Here is an 18,248-nt window from a genome sequence, read left to right on the forward strand (position 1 = left end):
AAGTCTATAACTGCCAAACTTTTAATAATTGATGTTACAATTTACATTAACATTTTTTGGCGTATTTTGAGGTTTAACCAAAAATTGAAAGATTTTGCCGGTAATTATAGTGAAAAATCCTAGCAATTTTAATTTCTAACAATTTTTAATTTATTGTGCCAAAAAAGCGATTTGCCAATCCATTCATTGATTCATAAGGAATTTTAGCGATGTCTACTATCAATAATAACAACGTTGTACATTTTCATTACACCTTAAAAGACGACGAAGGTAACGTCATTGACCAATCACCAGAAGGTCAACCTTTAGCGTATTTACATGGCTACCAAAATATTATTCCAGGTCTTGAGTCACAATTGGCGGGCAAATCAGTGGGTGACAAATTTACTGCAAGCATTGAACCTGCAGACGCTTACGGCGAATTTGATGATGCAGCAGTACAAGAAGTTCCACGCGAAAACTTCCAAGGTGTCGAAGATATCCAACCAGGTATGCAGTTCCAATCGCAAACTGAAGACGGTCATGTGATGTTAGTCACTGTGAAAGATGTACAAGAGGACAAAGTGATTGTTGATGCTAACCATCCTTTAGCGGGTAAAAAACTTCATTTTGATGTAGAAGTGGCAAGCATTCGTGATGCATCAGATGAAGAGTTACAACACGGTCACGTACACGGTGCAGGCGGTCATCACCACTAAGTCATGACTAAAGCTTAGAAAGATTAAATGGAAGGCTATATTTATAGCCTTCTTTTTTTGTGCAAAATTTTACCCTATGAAATACTTTTACGGGGTGTAAGAAATGCTTGATTTTATTTACAAAATCATTGATTTAGTTACGTTTTTTGATGCTTTACTACATTTTATACCACACACTTTGCGCTAAATTTTGGCATAATAGTTTCATACCCAATAAACAATCCAAGCAATAATAAAGACGCATGATTGGGTATATATTTTTAGTTATTTATATAGCATTAAACTAATTACAAAAAAGGATACTACTCATGAACGAGAATACAATTAAAGGTCAATGGGAACAAGTTAAAGGCGCTGTAAAAGAAACTTGGGGTGACTTAACTGATGATGAAATCACCCAATTGGAAGGTAATCGCCAAAAGCTATCAGGTAAAATCCAAGAGCGTTATGGCCGCGCCGAAGATGTGGTAGAAAAAGAAATCGACGACTGGTCAACCCGTCATAACTATCGTTTCTAGAATAGATTAACCCCTCCTCCAAAGTAAAAAAGCCATATCATCTGATATGGCTTTTTTACCTGCTATCCTAGCATCACTGACCTCATCCTTAAGGTCCTTACTAACTGGTAGTGAATTTCTTGACTCATCCTAAGTCTCACTCCACGTGTTTATCAAGCATCATTCCTTAATACTACGATAAACCATTCCTTTATTGGCAATTCTGTCCCTATCTCAATCCTTGAGAACCATCCCTGTGCCGTTGAATGTATTATTACAAAATTTACCATTCGGTAACAGTCGTACAAACGTCAATGCATGTAAGCTTTTGCTTACACGCATTTTTGGATTACGGGCGCTGGTTGTTGGCTGTCTGTGCATCAAGCATCACATTAGCCGCTTCAATCACAAATGCTTCACTTTCAGGAAGCTTTGGACGTTCGGCTTGTTTTAGACGGCTACGGACTTCTAATTCTGCATCTTGCGCAGCTTGGTACGCTGTCCACGTGCTATAGGGGCTTTCCCCATTGGCTTGGCGTCTCGCATTTTCTGCCGCCAACATTTTTGCCTCAATGTTTTTGCGGAAAGTACGGCGGTCATTGATGTCTAATTTGACAGGCTTCTTATCGTCTTCCTCATTACGGATTCTGTTGAGTTGGCTTAGATAAGCAAACTGGGCATTGGCTGCTTGACGCTGCTGTGACAAGGCATTGAGCGATTGCAAGGTATCACGGGAATAGTTGCCCGCAGGTTGGTACGGGGCGGCACGAATGGTATCCCATGCCAGTGGGTTTTTCATGCTACGTTCACCAAACTCCATGCCTTCATAGATATTGACCAAGCTTACATCGGGTATAACGCCTTTATTTTGGGTACTGCCGCCTGTGATACGGTAGAACTTGCGCTGGGTTAAGGTTGCTGACCCTAAGGCAAGGTTATCAAGCTGAATTTGTGCTGAGCCTTTACCTGTGGTCGTGCTGCCGACAATCAGACCGCGACCATAATCTTGAATCGCTGCGGCAAAAATCTCGCTGGCTGATGCCGAGCCTTGGTTAATCAGTACGGTCATCGGACCTGTATACAGCTGCTTACCTTTGTCTTCGTCTTCATACACTTGGATATTGCCGCGGTTATCACGAATCTGTACCAGCGGACCTGACTTGACGAACAAGCCAATCATCTTGGCGACTTCATCGAGTGAGCCACCTGGGTCATCACGCAGGTCTACTACCAAGCCATCGATATTTTGCTGGTTTAAGGCTTTTAACGCGTTTTCCGTATCAATGCTGACACTACGATAATCTTCTCCCGCACGGCGGGCTTTATAGTTGAGATAAAAACTTGGGATTTCTAGCACACCGATTTTTTTGGCTTGTCCGTTTTTATCTTTAACACTAATTACCCGATGATTGACGCCAGATTCTTCTTGCTGAATAACATCACGTATGAGGGTGACATTACGCGCGCTACTGTCTGGGGTGTTAGGCGCTTTGACGCGCACGGTAACGGATGAACCTTTTTTACCGCGAATGAGGTTCACTACTTCCCGTGTCGAATAACCGACGGTATCGACCATGCCTTTATCTTCAGTCGATACGCCGATGATTAAGTCATTGGGTTTGATTTGACCCGAACGCGCGGCAGGCCCGCCATCAACTAAGCTGATAATACGGGTGTAGTCAGGATTCTTGCGATCGGGCTGAATCGAGACGCCGATACCGACCAATTCAAGCGTCGATTGGATTTGCATCTCATTGGCCTGCAGGGGGGCAAAATAATTACTGTGCGGGTCATAGGCTGCCATCGCTGCATTTAACAGGGTTTCAACGATTTGGTCGCTATCGATACGCTGTAGCTGCGCATATTGGCGCTTTAAACGCTGGTCTAGCACTTGGCTTGGTGAGCGCGTTTCGTTTTTGACTAAATCACTGGCGTTGTATTTATCGGCATTTTCTTGCAAAAACTTGTCTTTGTTTTTGTCTTCATCTTGATTGATGGTCATGCCAATCAACTGGTAGGTCAGCTGTTTGCGCCAAAAATCGCGTTGCTCGGCAACGGTTTTAAAACGCGGCAATTTTTCACGGTTCATAATGACCGTTTCATTGCTCTGTAAGCTCACAGGGGATTTTAACAAGCTATCGGCAAAGCTGTAATACGCTTTTGAGCGCTCAATAAAACGCTGATAAATGTCAAAACCCGCTTTTAAATCACCGCGTTTGAGATAATCGGCAAAACTATTACCATATTTTTGGGTAAATTCATCAATATCGGACTGCAAAAACACGCTATGATTGGGGTCAAGTGCATCAAAATAGTCGCCTAAAATTTGCTTGCCCGTTGCAGCGTCCATTTTTTTATCTAGATAATGGCTACGATCCAACAACGCTGCGACTTGCCGAGTCACCTGCCGCTGCTCGTTATTGATCTGTCCGACGCTCGTCGACGCTGCAATGGCGGTTTGGTAACTTTGTCCCAGGATCGCCCCACCCATCAACAGGGCAAATACACTGGCGGTAAGTTGTTTGTATTGCATGACTTTCCTTACTCTATTTAATGAAGCGATAAACAGAAAAAACTGACAGCCCATCTTAGCACTGTCAGTTTTTCCACACCATACAAAACGTGTAAATGTTCGAATCAAATCATCTATCAAACCTCACCGTTTGTAGCGGTAAGTTGTTGTGTTAGCCAATCAATTGATTGTCTTTAAACAGTTGGTTTAATTGCGCGGCAGTGAGCAATTGTTTTTCACCGTCTTGGCGATTGACATATTCGTATTTTACCTCGCCTGTTTCACTGATATTTTTCTCTGAGATAACGATACGATGGGGAATGCCGACGAGCTCTAAATCGGCGAATTTTACCCCCGCGCGCTCGTCTCGGTCATCAAGTAGCACATCAACACCTTGGGCTTTTAGCTCAGTGTAAAGCGCTTCGGCAAGCTGCATTGCTTTGTCCCCTTTCGCTGGGTCTAGAGCATCTTTCATTTTGCCTTTAATCATCGGCACAATCGCCACAGTGAATGGCGCAAGGCTCTCACCTGTGCTACTGGTTTTCCAAATGATACCATTGTCATCGTGATTTTGTTCAATTGCGGCGGCGACGATACGGGTCACGCCGATACCATAACAGCCCATCATAGTAATGACAGGTTTGCCTTGCTCGCCCATCACCGCACAGTTTAACGCTTTGGCGTATTTGTCACCCAATTGGAAGATATGACCGACTTCGATACCGCGGCGGATTTGTAAGGTACCTTGTCCATCTGGGCTTGGGTCGCCTGCTACCACGTTGCGAATATCAGCAATTTCGGTGATGGTCGCATCACGCTCCCAGTTGACACCTGTGGTATGAAAATCTAGCTTGTTGGCACCGCTAACAAAATCTGATAACACTGCAGCCGCACGATCTACAATCACTGGCATGTTCAAATCAAACACCCCGATATACCCTTTGTGCAGCCCCGCTGCTTGCATCGCCTCTTCGCTCGCCATGGTGAGTGGGGCTTTGACTTGCGCCAATTTTTCGGCTTTGATTTCATTTAGGGTATGATCGCCCCGTAACACTAACGCGACTAAGGTGGCTTTACCTTCTGCGGTAGGTTCGCCTTCGACGATTAAAGTTTTGACCGTCTGTGACAATGGCAAGCCTAAATGCTCAGCCACTTGCTCACAGGTTGGCATATTGGGCGTGCTGACATCGGCTTTGTCCTGCGTTGGCGCAGCACGTTCACCGACCGCTACCGCTTCAGCAAGCTCAATATTGGCCGCATAATCTGAGCTATCTGAAAATACGATATCATCTTCACCACTGCCAGCTAGGACTTGAAACTCATGCGACGCAAATCCACCAATCGAGCCGGTATCAGCTTGCACCGCACGAAAATCTAACCCAAGACGGGTAAAGATATTATGATAAGCGCGGTACATATCATCATAGGTGCGCTGTAATGAGGGTTGGTCGATATGAAACGAATAGGCATCTTTCATGATAAATTCACGTGAACGCATCACCCCAAAGCGTGGGCGAATTTCGTCACGAAATTTGGTTTGTACTTGGTAGTAACTCACAGGGAGTTGTTTATAGCTTTTTAGCAAGTTACGCGCGATATCGGTTATCACTTCTTCATGCGTTGGACCTAACACAAAGTCACGTTGGTGACGGTCTTTAAACCGCAGCAGTTCAGGGCCATAGGCTTCCCAGCGACCTGATTCTTGCCAAAGCTCGGCCGATTGCACCACAGGCATTAGCAGCTCTTGACAGTTGATGGCATCCATCTCTTCACGGATGATTTTTTTGACTTTTTGTAAGGTTTTTAGACCCATCGGTAGCCACGTGTAGAGACCCGACGCAGATTTACGAATCATCCCTGCACGGAGCATTAATTGGCTGGATATGATATCGGCATCACTTGGGGTTTCTTTTAACGTTGCAAAAGTAAATTGACTGGCTCGCATGGCACACCTTGTTTGTACGGCTTGAAATAAGAAAAACGAGAATGGATAGACTATTTGGTAAACCGATTATCTTATTTTATGCCACTGGGTGGTGCAATAGTTTTTTTAATTTTTGCCAAGTCGATGCCGTATTTTTGGACTCAGCTTTTTTAGTTTTAGTATTTTTGGTTTTAGCATTTTTATAAATTAGGACAATTTGGTCATACCCATTGGCTATTTAAACTAGCTACATTGAAATTATGGCAAGTCATAACCATACAAAATAGTATCCACTATTAAACTATTAGGAATGGCTAAATGGCCCAACTTCCCACTTCGTCCTCCACGCCATCGTCTCAGGCAAAACCGACTACAAACTTGCCAGAACCGCCCGCATCGGGTAACAAAAAGCCCGTTTCTTTTTGGGTGAGTTTATTTTTACTGGTGGTGATTGCGGCGGCGGGTTGGTTATTTTTGCAATGGCAACAAGCAAATATGCCTAAAAAAGTTGAGGTATTAACTCGCGAAGGGGTGGTCACTAAGATTCAAAGCCTCAATCGCCTACAAACCGTGGCCTATAATGTCGATACCGTTATCACTAGCCAAAAAGAAGGCAATTGGTACGCCCTGTGGCAAGATGAGCAAAAGGGGCTTTTTGTCGCTCATGGACGGGTGACCGCGGGCATTGACTTAAATCAATTAAAACCCACTGATGTACAAGTGACCCCAGATGGTAGCCATGTCAGTATCACCTTGCCCGCTGCGCAGATTTTAGATAGTTATTTAGATAACATTGAAGTGTATGATATTCAAACAGGGGTATTTGGCATGGTGCAGGCCGACCCGCAAATATTTAACCAAGCGCAAGTGGCTGGCAAAAACCAAGTGCTGACATCCGCTTGCCGCTCGGGCATTCTACAAACTGCCAATGATAATGCCCAAAAGCAAGTGCAATCGCTATTTGCACTGGCAAATGTACAAGTGACTGTGAAAGTCACCGCGCCTGCTAAAAATTGTCGTTAAACCGGTTTTTTGCCCATCAATAAGACCAATCCAAGGATAAAAGCGTTTTTTTGTTTTATGTTATTTTTGTGCGCTGTCAGAATTGGTATGAAAGGCATAAATAATAGATATGTAACCTACCTTAATAATAAGAATGTTGCTAAAATCTCAACTTTATAGCCCGCTAGCTAGTCCACTAGACAGCCCGCTAGTTTTAGACGACATTTATTTGCTACTCTCATCAAAAATTGCAATAATAATAGTCACTTAACGTATCCGTTTTACCAAGGGTTACGTTAATTGATTGCAAGGATGCTTGATGGCGTTTTAGTTGTGTAAAAGATCAATTCGCTAGCTGTTGGAGAGTTTACTGAATGAATGTCACGTCTGCCTCAGATCGTCTAAAAAAAGTGATGCGGATTGCTTTGGTTGGCATCAAGCCTGGCGACCAAGTGATGCTAAAAGGCTATCTACGCATCTTGCTTAGACTCGAAGCAGACCTTGAATGGGTATCAGCGAACAATCAGCAAATTGATTTATTTATGGTCAATCATGATTTTCGTCATGCTGAAAGCGTTCAAAAGTTAATTCGTAGCAAACCCAATACAGCCACTATTTATACCACTCGTAGTGAGACGGAAAACGGCTATTTATCGCAAGATTTATTGGTGTTGCCGCTCAAAGATTTAGAGCCGCTGAGTGAGTGGTTGTTTTCACAATTGCCGTTTTTGTCTGGTGTGTCTGTCAGCAATAAGGCATCTACTGCCGCTAAATTCACTGCTGATGCCGTTGACGCTTATCAATCAGCGACTGACACTATAGCCAACCAGCGCGTAGTTTCAAATCCGCCTGCTCAAGTTGCCAATCCATTATCTGGTGTTGCACAGTCTGCGCAAGCTTCAGCTGTTACAACTAGTGATACCTACAATATGCCTAATCAACTTGCCGAATCTAGCCAGTTGATGGGGTCATCAACCACCACTAACGGCACTGTCAATGATGAGTATTTAATCGGATTTGCCAAGATTTTTAGTCAGATTGCCCAACGCCATAATGAAGTGCTGAGTATCAAAAGCCCTGCTGGCACCTTATTTGCCTATATCAATCCAAAACAGCAACGGGTTTGGGAGGTGTCTGAATACATCTCGTGCAATCAGCCTTGGATTATCTCACTTGCTGATGATGTGGCTGCGAGTGAGCTAGATGTCAAAACTGCTAAAAACTTGGTGCAATGGCTATGGGACTTGGCTAGCACACATGGTCAAAAATTTGAAGGATTGCTAGATTCGCACATCAACTACCATATAGATAGTTGGGTAAAACCTACCCATGATGCCGACCAACACGACAATCTTAAAATCCAATGTGTACTAGAAGCCCGTTCGTTAACGATTGATGAATTGGTAGCACGCAGTCAATGTTCGCTACCCCAAGTCAAAAAAACACTGATTGGCTTATTTGTCGCAGGTGCATTGCCTGCTTCGGTCTATCAGCAAACTATCGCTCAGCTCAATAGTAAAACGATTAGCCAGCCAGTGAATCCATCCATGTCGCGAGCAGAAATATCACTGCCAAAAATGTCACCCGCTCAAGTGACAGTAGCTGAAAGCACCCAGACTGAGCCGCAGCCAATTACGCCCAGTGCGCAACCTGCTTTTGTTGAACAACCTGCTGCATCTGCTACGGTACCATCCACAGTGCCTGTCAACCAAGCTGAGTCAGCTCAAACACAACATCAGCCACCCGCGCCTGCCAAACCTCAATCAAAACTCGATGAAATCCTTAGCCGCCGTGCTATGGCAGAATTGTCAGCCAATACCTTACCCAGTATGTCAACTACCCACAATAGTACTTGGAATAATAGTACCACAGAGCCTGAACCTATCTCAGCGAGTGCTACATCGTCACAAGGCTCAATCCCGCCCACACAAGAAACTGGCAACAACAGCATGATGGGGTTTTTAGGACGTCTACGTCGACGCTTGGGGTTGTAAATCTTTCATTAAAATGATTGATAATTTGAGTGTATTATCAGGGATTTATTAATTTTTTTTAGTTAACAGCGTGGTTTCGCGTATGATACTAACGCAATTTTTTTCCTAATATTGTATTTACATTAATGCAATAAGTGTAAGGCTTTCTACATGCAACGTCTCAAAATCGTTTTTAGCGGACCTATGGGTGCGGGAAAAACCCAAGCCATCGCAAGCTTATCGGATATCCCTGTGGTGTCGACTGAAGTAAAAAATACCGACCTTCATGTCAACACCAAGGCATTGACTACGGTGGGTATGGACTACGGTGAATTGGTGCTAGAAGGTGGCATCAATATCGGTCTATATGGCACACCTGGGCAGGAACGCTTTAACTTTATTTGGCCGATTTTGTCGCAAGGGGCAATGGGGGTTATTATTTTGATTGACCATGCTGCCCAAGACCCTGTGGCAGATTTGGCAAATTATTTAGAGACGTTTACTAAAATTTACACGGGTCGTATCGTCGTGGGTATCAGCCAAGTTGATAAAATGCCTGAGCGCGACTTTGGCATTTATCATGACTGGTTGGCTGCCAATAACAAGAATCTGCCTATTTTTCCAGTAGATATGCGAAAAAGAGAAGATGTGCTGTTACTGGTTGATACCATTATTGCATCACTTGAATTGACAGCGCAGTGAGCGCATGATTGAATTACGGTATATGGCTTACGTTAACGAGCGATTCGGTGAATGAAGCCATTGAACTTAGATATTGAGCGCAGCGACTGACAAACTCGACAGCAATTTTAAAACCGTTACGCTAGTAAATATTTGGATACCAATATGAATGACCAATTGTTTCAAATGGAAAGCCGCATTAAGCCCAGTGAGCAATTTATTACCCTATCTAATGAAGTATTGCACGAACTCATTCATACCACGAGTGGCATTGAAGGGGTGTTGTTGTCATCAACCGATGGCTTTGAAGTCAATTCAATTTTTCAAAAAACCTATGATGGCGGCAAATTATCCGCGGTCGGCAGCTCAATTTTGGCATTGGTACAGGCATTGACTGCCGAAGCGCAGCTTACTGGCTGTCGCTCAGTCATCCTAGATGCCGAAAACGGTAAAATTATGATTAGCGCGGTGCCTAGTCAGTTCCAGCCGATGATTGTGATTGTGGTGACCAAACAACAAGTCTTGCTCGGTCAAATCATGCACGGTATGAATAAAGCGATTAACCGTTTGATAGAGCTCGATAGAGAGTTTCATTAATATACAGTTAATTTATATCATACCTACTGTAAAGCCCTCAATAGCATTGAGGGCTTTTTTCATATCCCTCATATCCAACCTTTCAAACGATCAATTCTTGATATTTTTTTCTACAGTTCATCCGAATTTTTATACAACTTAAGTTTAATAAATTAAAAATATGCCAGTCAAAATTTGCTATAGATTGTCCCATTACCTTCCATCGATATCATTCATCATTTTGTCATATAACCTCACTAAACTACCGCCACCGACGATGGTTCAATCGATTTTCTAAGCAGGATGACGCAATTTGGGAAATTGAGATAAACCATCGTTTTTATTTTGCGTTAACGGCGGCTTTAAGAGTTTATAAGCTTTTTTACTTGGGCTAAGCGATGCAATAGGTCATTTAATTAGCCAATCAATTTGCCAACAGATAAGTGACAATGATGAATTTTTCCAACCTTACCACACGCTTGTTATGCGTATTATTGCTGGTTTTTTTGGTGTTTTTGGCGATGGTGTATTGGATCATTGACCAGCAAGCCAAGCCTGAAGTCGTCAAACTGACCTCTCAGACTATCATTGAAACTGGCAATGAGGCGGTGAATGGTATTTTGTCGCGTGTGAGTCAAATTGATGGCATGGCAGTGACAGCCAGTCGTATGACCGGTAGTTTGCCCAAGAATGCCGATATCATCAACACCAGTGTTGGTAATTTAATGGCAAATATGGATAAAGGCATTGTCGGCGGCGGTGTGTGGTATGACCCTTTGATGTACAAACCTAACGTCGATGAAGCCGCGTTTGTTTGGCAACGCGATATGCAAGGTGTCATGCAGTCTGCCAGCCAATATCAAGCCATCAATCCTGGCTATCAAGCACCAACCAAACTTACCGCAAATCGGGTAGCCGACCAAAAAACCCAACCACAGCTTGCCATGCCCTATTACCGTGACTGGTGGTATGTGCCTGCTGTGTATGCCAATCATGACCACTGTGTGTGGAGCCGTGCTTATATTCATCCGGCGACCAAACAGCCCGTCATGACCTGTGCCAAGGCGATTTTTAATGCCCAAAACAATGGCTTTGAAGGGGTGGTGAGTTTTGATGTACTGCTAGGTCGTATGCAGTCGATGGTCAAAGAATGGCAGCGCAAAACAGGCGGTTATGTGTTTTTGGTCGATATGAACAACAACTTTTTGACTTTCCCCAATGAAGCACAAGTCAAACAAGTGACCGCTACTAACCCGCAAGGCGAAATGATGGATGTTAATAGTTTTGCCAAGCAAAACCCTGATTTTGCCCCCATTGCCAAAAGCTTAGACAACATTAATGACAACATCATCAAACAAGCGCAAAAATTAGATGGTGGTAAATTTGATTTTACTGCCAATACGCTAGTAAGTAGTACCAACCTACAAAAAATCTCTGCCTCAGAAGCACGCATCATTTCAGCCATGCTAATGACCCAAAGCGCGCAAAATGAAAATCTCAACGCCACCCATTTTGTCGAACAAGTCAGCTTAGACAACGATTTATTGCTCAAAACCCCTTCCACAGCGTTTATTTTTGCCATGCCGATGACCAATTGGAAAATGGTCATCGTCAAACCCAATCAAGAGCTGATGTTATTTGCCAATCAGCTAGGTAAACAGCTGCAATGGTATATGCTATTGGGTTTCTTACCGGTACTGCTATTAAGTGGTTATGTTTTCCACCGTATTTTGGTGGTACCGCTGCACCAAGTCGCTCGTAACGTCCGTGAAATCGGTCAGTTGATTGCACAAAAAAAATATCTGTCACTGCGTGAGCACAAACTGCCACCGGCAAACATTCAAGAAATTGGCGTGATTACTGACTCGATGAACCAGCTGGTTGATCGGGTGGTCGAGAACGAAGGCGCATTAGCACAAGTCAATGAACGCCTAGAGCAGCAAGTGGCAGAGCGTACCGAAAACTTACACCAAGCGTTAAAAGATTTAAAAGCATCTCAAGTGCAGTTGGTACAATCAGAGAAAATGGCAACCATCGGTCAAATGGTCGCAGGTGTTGCCCATGAAGTGAACACGCCATTGGGTTATGTAGGTAGTAATTTAGAGTTGATTGATGAAAATATCGTACGCTATGACGAATTGATTGACCATACCCAGCAGCTCAAACAGCTGATGCAAGCGTCGCCGACTGATACAGCAACCATCAATCAAACGATTGAACAAACCATTGCTTGCAGTGATGAATTGGTCGCTGATGCGGTGAGTGATGATTTGCATGGATTGGTGGATGATGCCAAATTTGGGGTTAGCCAAATCTCAGAATTGGTCGTCAATTTACGTGATTTCTCTCGCATCGACCAAGCCAAAATCAAAGCCGTCGATATCAACGACTGTATCAAAAACTCCCTAGTCATTGCCCGTAACAATATCAAGCATTTAGAGGTGATAACTGAGTTAAATGCTATCGAACCGGTTAGTTGTAACCCATCCCAGATTAACCAAGTGCTGCTAAATCTATTTAATAACGCGGCACAAGCGATGGGGCAAACTCAGCACCCTACATTACACATTACTAGCACAGAAGACGGCGCCAATGTGTATATCAGCGTGGCGGACAACGGTACTGGGATGAACGCTGAGACCCAAGCCAAGATTTTTGAACCATTCTTTACCACCAAAGCGGCAGGCGAAGGTACGGGACTGGGTCTTGCTATTTCGACTCAAATCATGGAGCAGCATAACGGCGATATTCATGTGCAATCACAACTTGGTGAAGGCACGACATTTACCATCAGATTGCCCAAAACAGCGATTAGCAGCGAGCAATCACCCAAGCTTTTAATCGCAGAAGAAAGCTAATGCTAATGTTAGATAACCGATAACCGATGGCTGACAGGCACGCTGCTCAGCCATATACGAGCCACACTTGCTTGTGGTCAACCTTAATTGTAGTCAATCTTAATTATAGTCAACCTACCTAAGTGACATGACCATGATAACGACCGTTACCAAACCTAAAATCGCCTTTATCGATGATGAAGACCGCATTCTACGCAGCCTAAAAATGCATTTTCGCGCCACCCATGAAGTGTTTACCACCACCGAGCCCGATGAGCTACTAAGCTATGTGCAAAATAACGAGGTTCAAGTGGTGATTAGCGACCAACGCATGCCAAAAAAACTGGGTGTCGAAGTACTAAAAGAGGTCAAAGACGTATCACCCCATACCATCCGCATCTTATTGACCGGCTATGCAGACTTAACTGCGGTAATTGATTCCATCAACGAAGGGGAGATTTTTCGCTATATCACCAAACCTTGGCAGACGGATGAGCTTAAAAGTATCGTTAATCAAGCCACCCAAATCGCGCTGCAAACCAAAGATGTATTCAAAGAAAATCTGCAGGTCGCTCAGCCAACCATCGCCAAACGCAAAGTGTTGGTGATCGATGACAGTGAGATGGTATATTTACAGATGCAGCAAAAATTCACCCAGTTTGAAACTCACTGGGCAAATTCGTTAGAAAAAGCGATTGAGCTACTTGAAAATGACCGTTTTGGCGTGGCAATCACCGATGTGTCCTTGGGTGGCGAGAATATTTCACCCGTGATCTATGCGTTAAAACAAAGCTTCCCTGATTTAGCGGTATTGGTACTCACCTCACTCAACGACAGCCACACCTTAATTGACTTGATCAATAAAGGGCAAGTGTATCGCTACCTGCCGCGTCCCAGTAATTTATCCTTATTAGAAATTAGTATTCAGCGCGCTTATGATTATCACCAAACGTTAGTCAATCAACCAAAATTACAAGCGCGACATGTCGTTGATGCCGTCACTGAAGTTGAAACGCGTAGTTTTGGTAATAAAGTCAAAAAATTCTTATCACGCTTTGGTATTGGTAAATCGCGATTTGCCTAGCTTAAAATCTAGTGCATAATATATGAGGGGCAAAGCGTGGCATTTGAGCCGTTTCAATCAATGAATGTTAGCCATAAAAAAACCGCCTAGAGTCACTACTTAGGCGGTTTTTTGAGCGATTTTTAATAGCCGATGATTAAGCTGTTTGCTCGTACACTGGGTGTTTGGCGCAAATTGCTTGGACTTTTTCACGCACTTCGCCGATAACTTTTTCGTCACCGCGGCTATCGAGCACATCACAAATCCAGCCAGCCAATTCTCTTACTTCCGCTTCACCAAACCCACGGGTAGTGACTGCGGGCGTACCAATACGCACCCCTGACGTCACAAACGGTGATTTAGGGTCATTTGGTACCGCGTTTTTGTTGACGGTGATGTGGGCATCGCCCAACCACTTATCCGCTTCTTTACCGGTGATTTCTTGTTTGATTAAGCTAATCAGCATTAAGTGGTTTTCCGTGCCGCCTGAGACGATGTCATAACCGCGCGACATGATGACGTCCGCCATGGCTTTAGCGTTTTGAACTACTTGTTGTTGGTAAGTTTTGAAATCATCACTTAACGCTTCTTTAAAACACACCGCTTTACCTGCAATCGCGTGCATCAATGGACCACCTTGGTTGCCAGGGAACACGGCAGAGTTGAGTTTTTTCTCAATCTCTGGGTTGGCTTTTGCCAAGATTAAGCCTGAACGTGGTCCGCGTAGGGTTTTGTGGGTAGTGGTGGTAGTAACGTCAGCGATTTGCACAGGGCTTGGATAAACCCCTGCGGCAACCAGTCCTGCGACGTGTGCCATATCGACCATCAAGTATGCGCCAACGCTGTCTGCGATGTCACGGAATTTTTGCCAGTCAACCACTTGGCTATAAGCAGAAAAACCCGCAATAATCATTTTGGGTTGGTGTTCTTTGGCTAGGCGTTCGACCTCATCATAGTCGATGATGCCCGTTTCTTTGTTTAAGCCATATTGTACGGCTTTATAGTTGATACCAGAGAAGTTCACATGCGCACCATGCGTCAAGTGACCGCCATCAGCAAGGCTCATGCCAAGTACCGTGTCACCCGCTTTTAATAAGGCTAAAAATACCGCGCTGTTGGCTTGGCTACCCGCGTGTGGCTGTACGTTAGCATAATCCGCGCCAAACAATTCTTTGGCACGGTCAATCGCTAATTGCTCAACCACATCAACATATTCACAGCCACCGTAATAACGTTTGCCTGGGTAACCTTCCGCGTACTTATTGGTCAATTGACTACCTTGCGCTTCCATCACCGCTGGTGAACAGTAGTTCTCTGAAGCAATCAGTTCAATATGGTCTTCTTGACGTTTGGCTTCATTGTCCATTGCTTGGGCAAGTTCAGCGTCAAACTGGTGAATAGTGACATTTTTAAACATGGCAATTTCCTTTTAAGTGAGTCAAAAAATGGGCGGATAAAACCGAAAAATATTGCTTAGTTTAGCATGGTTTGGTTTTTTTTAGTGAATAATCCAGCCATTTGGCTGAATTTGTCCTATTACTTGTCGTCGGCTACTGACCTGACTAATATTGGTTTGAAAAACTCATTAATACAACGCGCCATCCAAAAAATTTTCATAAAAAAAGACAGTTACCCTAACTGTCTTTTTTTGGCTAACTATTTAAATACTAGCGCACGGCAACCAATGGTTTTTGTACCCATCCCTCGCCTTTATCGCTACTGACATGAATCATGCCATTTTCTTCTTCGCCCATAAGGCTATTTTCAAATGCCGGTAAAAAAGTCTCACTAATCAAAAAATGCCTGCCTTGCCACTGGTAAAGGGTGGTGCGCCGCCAGCCTTGCGCTGTCACATCAATCCAGCGATTGGTCATCACTGCGCCATGCCGACGAAACAGTAGATAGCCAATCGGTGTTGTGCCCAGATTTGCCAGTTTTCGCGCATTACCAATGAGGCTGGCAAACGGAAATACAGACCGCGCCACCACCCAAGCATCTTGATTAGGCTTGCCAAATAATAAGGCTTCGCGCACCCAAGCCGATTGGCTCACCCCAAGCGGTAACTGCAGTTGGCGCTTTTCGCTCAAGGACAAGGTTTGCCGTCCTTCAAACGTCGGCTGTACGATGAGTTTATGCTGAGATAAGGCTTCAAATTTGGCGGTGAGCGACCCTGTTGACGTCAGCCAAGGGATAAGTTTCGGCGGTATCTGCTGTTTGTGTGCTGCGCTCAAATGCGCGCCAGCCAGGTTTAGGTTTAGACCAACATTTATCATTATTTTTTCAAAAAATCATTATCGGGTATGGTGCCTTGCGCGGCAACGTCACCAAAAAATTGGCTTTTATAGGTGTCATTAAAAGGTAATGCGGTCATCGCATCGGCTTGGTACGCCAATATAGCTTGCTGCTCGTCTTGGCAAAATTGGGCAATGGCAGGGGCAAACACCTTGTCGTAGACGCGGTGTAGCGAATGGGTCAACACCGGATAAAAGCCGCGAATCAACTTGTGCTCCCCTTGGGTACCAGGGTCAAAGTAGCGAAGGCCTTGCTTGATAGCAAAATCAATGCCTTGGTAATAACACAGTTCAAAATGTAAACAATCATAGTCTTCTAGGCAGCCCCAATAGCGACCATATAACGTGCTGATAGCGGCATCGTCATCGAAAAAAAACAAACTACAAGCCACGATATCACCGTGCGCGTTATGCGCTTGAGCGAGCATCAGCTTGTCTGCCATCGTCTGCCCAAGCTGCTTAAAAAATGCTAAATTCAAATACGGCTGCCGCCCTCTCACCAAATAGGTCATGGCATAGCATTGATAAAACACCGCCCAATCTGCCTCGGTGATATCGTCACCGAGTTTAATCTGACAGCTTAAATTTTGTTTGAGCACCTTTTGGCGTTCCACTTTAATTGATTTGCGTTTTTTGGCAGTTAATGTTGCCAAAAACTCATCAAAATTGGCGCATTTTTTATCCTGTAAATTGCGATTTTGCCATAAAAACTGACAGCTTAGCCGCTCACAAAGATTGGGCATATTGTGCAACGCTTGGACATTTTTTGGGGAGAAAAACAGCCCGTGCCAAGTGGATGCTTGATAGCGGCTTGCCAATTCATCAATCGCTTGTAGTAAGGTCTGATACAGTGGCGCGGTTAATGACTTGCCTTGTGCCACCCAAATCCGCTCGCCGGTGACGGGGGTAAAGGGGACGCTTGTCACCAATCTTGGATAATAGTTTCTACCATAGCGCTCAAAGGCTTCTGCCCAGCTAAAATCGAACACATATTCGCCTTGGTGATGCTTTTTGATAAACACAGGCATCACGGCAATCAGTTGAGCACTGTCATCGACAATCTGCACATACTGCACCCACCAATCGCTGTGCCCGCCAATCAGCTTTGCATCTATGAGCGCTTGCCAAAAATCAAAGGACATAAAGGGCGTATCAGGCGTCTGCCACTGTGTCTGTGAGCGCCAATCAAACTCGCTGGTAAATTGATAGTGATAGGACATATGTCAGTATTATTGTAGTTTTATGAACGGATTATTATACCTTGTTTTTACCCAAAAATACGGGCTTATCCTTTTACGCAATCTGGCACAATTTGGCACAATTTTGCAAAATATGTATGGCGTTGGGCGGTGTGGTTTATAACGGTGACTTTGTTGCAATAGACAAATTGCAATAGCCAAGATTAGCGTTTACACTGAACAACTTAGCAGCCAACTGCTTGATGCGATTTAAGCTTTTTTTCACTCACTTGTCATCCTCTACCATGCCGACACTGATTTTATTTAACAAACCTTATGGCGTACTTAGCCAATTTCGCAGCGATGACAATAACAACTTTGCGACGCTCAGCGATTATTTTAGCGATAAAAGCTTACGCGTGGCGGGGCGATTAGATGCCACTTCCGAAGGGTTGCTACTGCTTACCGCCGATGGGCAGGTTAATAAAGCCTTGACCCATCCACCCAAAGCCAATGCAGGCAAACAACAAGGCAAAACCTACTGGATACAGGTGGAAGGCGAGGCAAGCGTTGACCAGCTACAGCAACTACAAACAGGGGTGCCACTCAAAGACGGTATCACCTTACCTGCCGAAGTTGTACGGCTAAGCGAAGCACAAATTGCCGAGCATATTTGGCAAGCGCCGGACAAGATTGCCAAACGCAAAGTCACCACGTGGCTAGCCATCACCATTTTTGAAGGTAAAAATCGTCAAGTGCGTCGCATGGCGGCACATGTGGGGTTGCCCTGTTTGCGGCTGATTCGCATGGCATCGAGTGGCTTTAGTTTGGGAGATTTAGCGGTTGGCGCATCCACACAAATACAGCTATCATCTGCCGATTTAAAGCGGCTGGGTGTCCAACCTTTATCCGCAGCACCGACAACGCCACAATCGCGCAACAAACCTCGTGTGTTAACGCCTAAATTGCCACAATCAAAGCACCCAACAAACCGACGCAAACAGCCCTGAGTGGAC

The 18,248-nt window shown here is 44.4% G+C and carries 14 protein-coding genes; 9 read left to right on the plus strand and 5 right to left on the minus strand.

Annotated features, from left to right (window positions below; translation table 11 throughout):
• Nucleotides 1–209 precede the first annotated feature (209 nt).
• Together RT064_RS02285 and RT064_RS02290 are read left to right on the plus strand one after the other, a co-directional pair.
• The gene (locus RT064_RS02285) at nucleotides 210–698 is read left to right on the plus strand and encodes an FKBP-type peptidyl-prolyl cis-trans isomerase (RefSeq protein WP_065254139.1); all 489 of its coding nucleotides are present in this window, start codon (nucleotides 210–212) and stop codon (nucleotides 696–698) included.
• Between the two features lie 308 nt (nucleotides 699–1,006).
• Nucleotides 1,007–1,216, plus strand: a complete 210-nt coding sequence (locus RT064_RS02290) for a CsbD family protein (RefSeq protein WP_036593367.1) — start codon at nucleotides 1,007–1,009, stop codon at nucleotides 1,214–1,216.
• 328 nt (nucleotides 1,217–1,544) lie between these two features.
• Here the strand turns inward: RT064_RS02290 and RT064_RS02295 are convergent, their stop codons facing one another.
• Together RT064_RS02295 and RT064_RS02300 are read right to left on the minus strand one after the other, a co-directional pair.
• Nucleotides 1,545–3,728: a carboxy terminal-processing peptidase gene (locus RT064_RS02295; RefSeq protein WP_313060974.1), complete on the minus strand. Its 2,184-nt coding sequence runs from the start codon at nucleotides 3,726–3,728 to the stop codon at nucleotides 1,545–1,547.
• Nucleotides 3,729–3,879: 151 nt separating this feature from the next.
• Nucleotides 3,880–5,652: a proline--tRNA ligase gene (locus tag RT064_RS02300; RefSeq protein WP_313060977.1), complete on the minus strand. Its 1,773-nt coding sequence runs from the start codon at nucleotides 5,650–5,652 to the stop codon at nucleotides 3,880–3,882.
• A 297-nt stretch (nucleotides 5,653–5,949) separates the two neighbouring features.
• On the opposite strand from RT064_RS02300, the gene RT064_RS02305 reads away from it, so the two are divergent.
• The 6 genes from RT064_RS02305 to RT064_RS02330 all read left to right on the plus strand — a co-directional run bounded on the left by RT064_RS02305 (nucleotide 5,950) and on the right by RT064_RS02330 (nucleotide 13,784).
• Entirely contained in the window at nucleotides 5,950–6,654 is a 705-nt protein-coding gene (locus RT064_RS02305; RefSeq protein WP_313060983.1) for a DUF4230 domain-containing protein, read from the plus strand.
• A 353-nt stretch (nucleotides 6,655–7,007) separates the two neighbouring features.
• Entirely contained in the window at nucleotides 7,008–8,627 is a 1,620-nt protein-coding gene (locus RT064_RS02310) for a hypothetical protein (protein WP_313060986.1), read from the plus strand.
• Between the two features lie 150 nt (nucleotides 8,628–8,777).
• The gene (locus RT064_RS02315; protein WP_313060988.1) at nucleotides 8,778–9,308 is read left to right on the plus strand and encodes a GTP-binding protein; all 531 of its coding nucleotides are present in this window, start codon (nucleotides 8,778–8,780) and stop codon (nucleotides 9,306–9,308) included.
• 144 nt (nucleotides 9,309–9,452) lie between these two features.
• The gene (locus RT064_RS02320; protein ID WP_313060990.1) at nucleotides 9,453–9,884 is read left to right on the plus strand and encodes a roadblock/LC7 domain-containing protein; all 432 of its coding nucleotides are present in this window, start codon (nucleotides 9,453–9,455) and stop codon (nucleotides 9,882–9,884) included.
• 428 nt (nucleotides 9,885–10,312) lie between these two features.
• Nucleotides 10,313–12,721, plus strand: coding sequence for a sensor histidine kinase (locus tag RT064_RS02325; protein WP_313060993.1), 2,409 nt, complete (start codon nucleotides 10,313–10,315; stop codon nucleotides 12,719–12,721).
• Between the two features lie 133 nt (nucleotides 12,722–12,854).
• Nucleotides 12,855–13,784: a response regulator gene (locus RT064_RS02330; RefSeq protein WP_313060996.1), complete on the plus strand. Its 930-nt coding sequence runs from the start codon at nucleotides 12,855–12,857 to the stop codon at nucleotides 13,782–13,784.
• A gap of 136 nt (nucleotides 13,785–13,920) precedes the next feature.
• Here RT064_RS02330 and glyA read toward each other — a convergent pair whose 3' ends face one another.
• From glyA to RT064_RS02345, 3 genes are all read right to left on the minus strand, one after another.
• Nucleotides 13,921–15,180 carry a serine hydroxymethyltransferase gene (gene glyA / locus RT064_RS02335; protein ID WP_313060998.1) on the minus strand — a complete coding sequence of 420 codons (1,260 nt, stop codon included), beginning with the start codon at nucleotides 15,178–15,180 and terminating at the stop codon, nucleotides 13,921–13,923.
• A 250-nt stretch (nucleotides 15,181–15,430) separates the two neighbouring features.
• Nucleotides 15,431–16,036: a chorismate--pyruvate lyase family protein gene (locus tag RT064_RS02340; RefSeq protein WP_313061001.1), complete on the minus strand. Its 606-nt coding sequence runs from the start codon at nucleotides 16,034–16,036 to the stop codon at nucleotides 15,431–15,433.
• Complete coding sequence (locus RT064_RS02345; protein WP_313061003.1) at nucleotides 16,036–17,274, minus strand: GNAT family N-acetyltransferase; 1,239 nt, start codon at nucleotides 17,272–17,274, stop codon at nucleotides 16,036–16,038. Before RT064_RS02345 ends, RT064_RS02340 begins: the two co-directional genes overlap by 1 nt.
• 221 nt (nucleotides 17,275–17,495) lie before the next feature.
• On the opposite strand from RT064_RS02345, the gene RT064_RS02350 reads away from it, so the two are divergent.
• Nucleotides 17,496–18,242, plus strand: coding sequence for a pseudouridine synthase (locus RT064_RS02350; protein ID WP_313061006.1), 747 nt, complete (start codon nucleotides 17,496–17,498; stop codon nucleotides 18,240–18,242).
• Nucleotides 18,243–18,248 lie beyond the last annotated feature (6 nt).

It is taken from the genome of Moraxella sp. CTOTU49097, from assembly GCF_032064105.1.
GTDB lineage: Bacteria > Pseudomonadota > Gammaproteobacteria > Pseudomonadales > Moraxellaceae > Faucicola > Faucicola osloensis_B.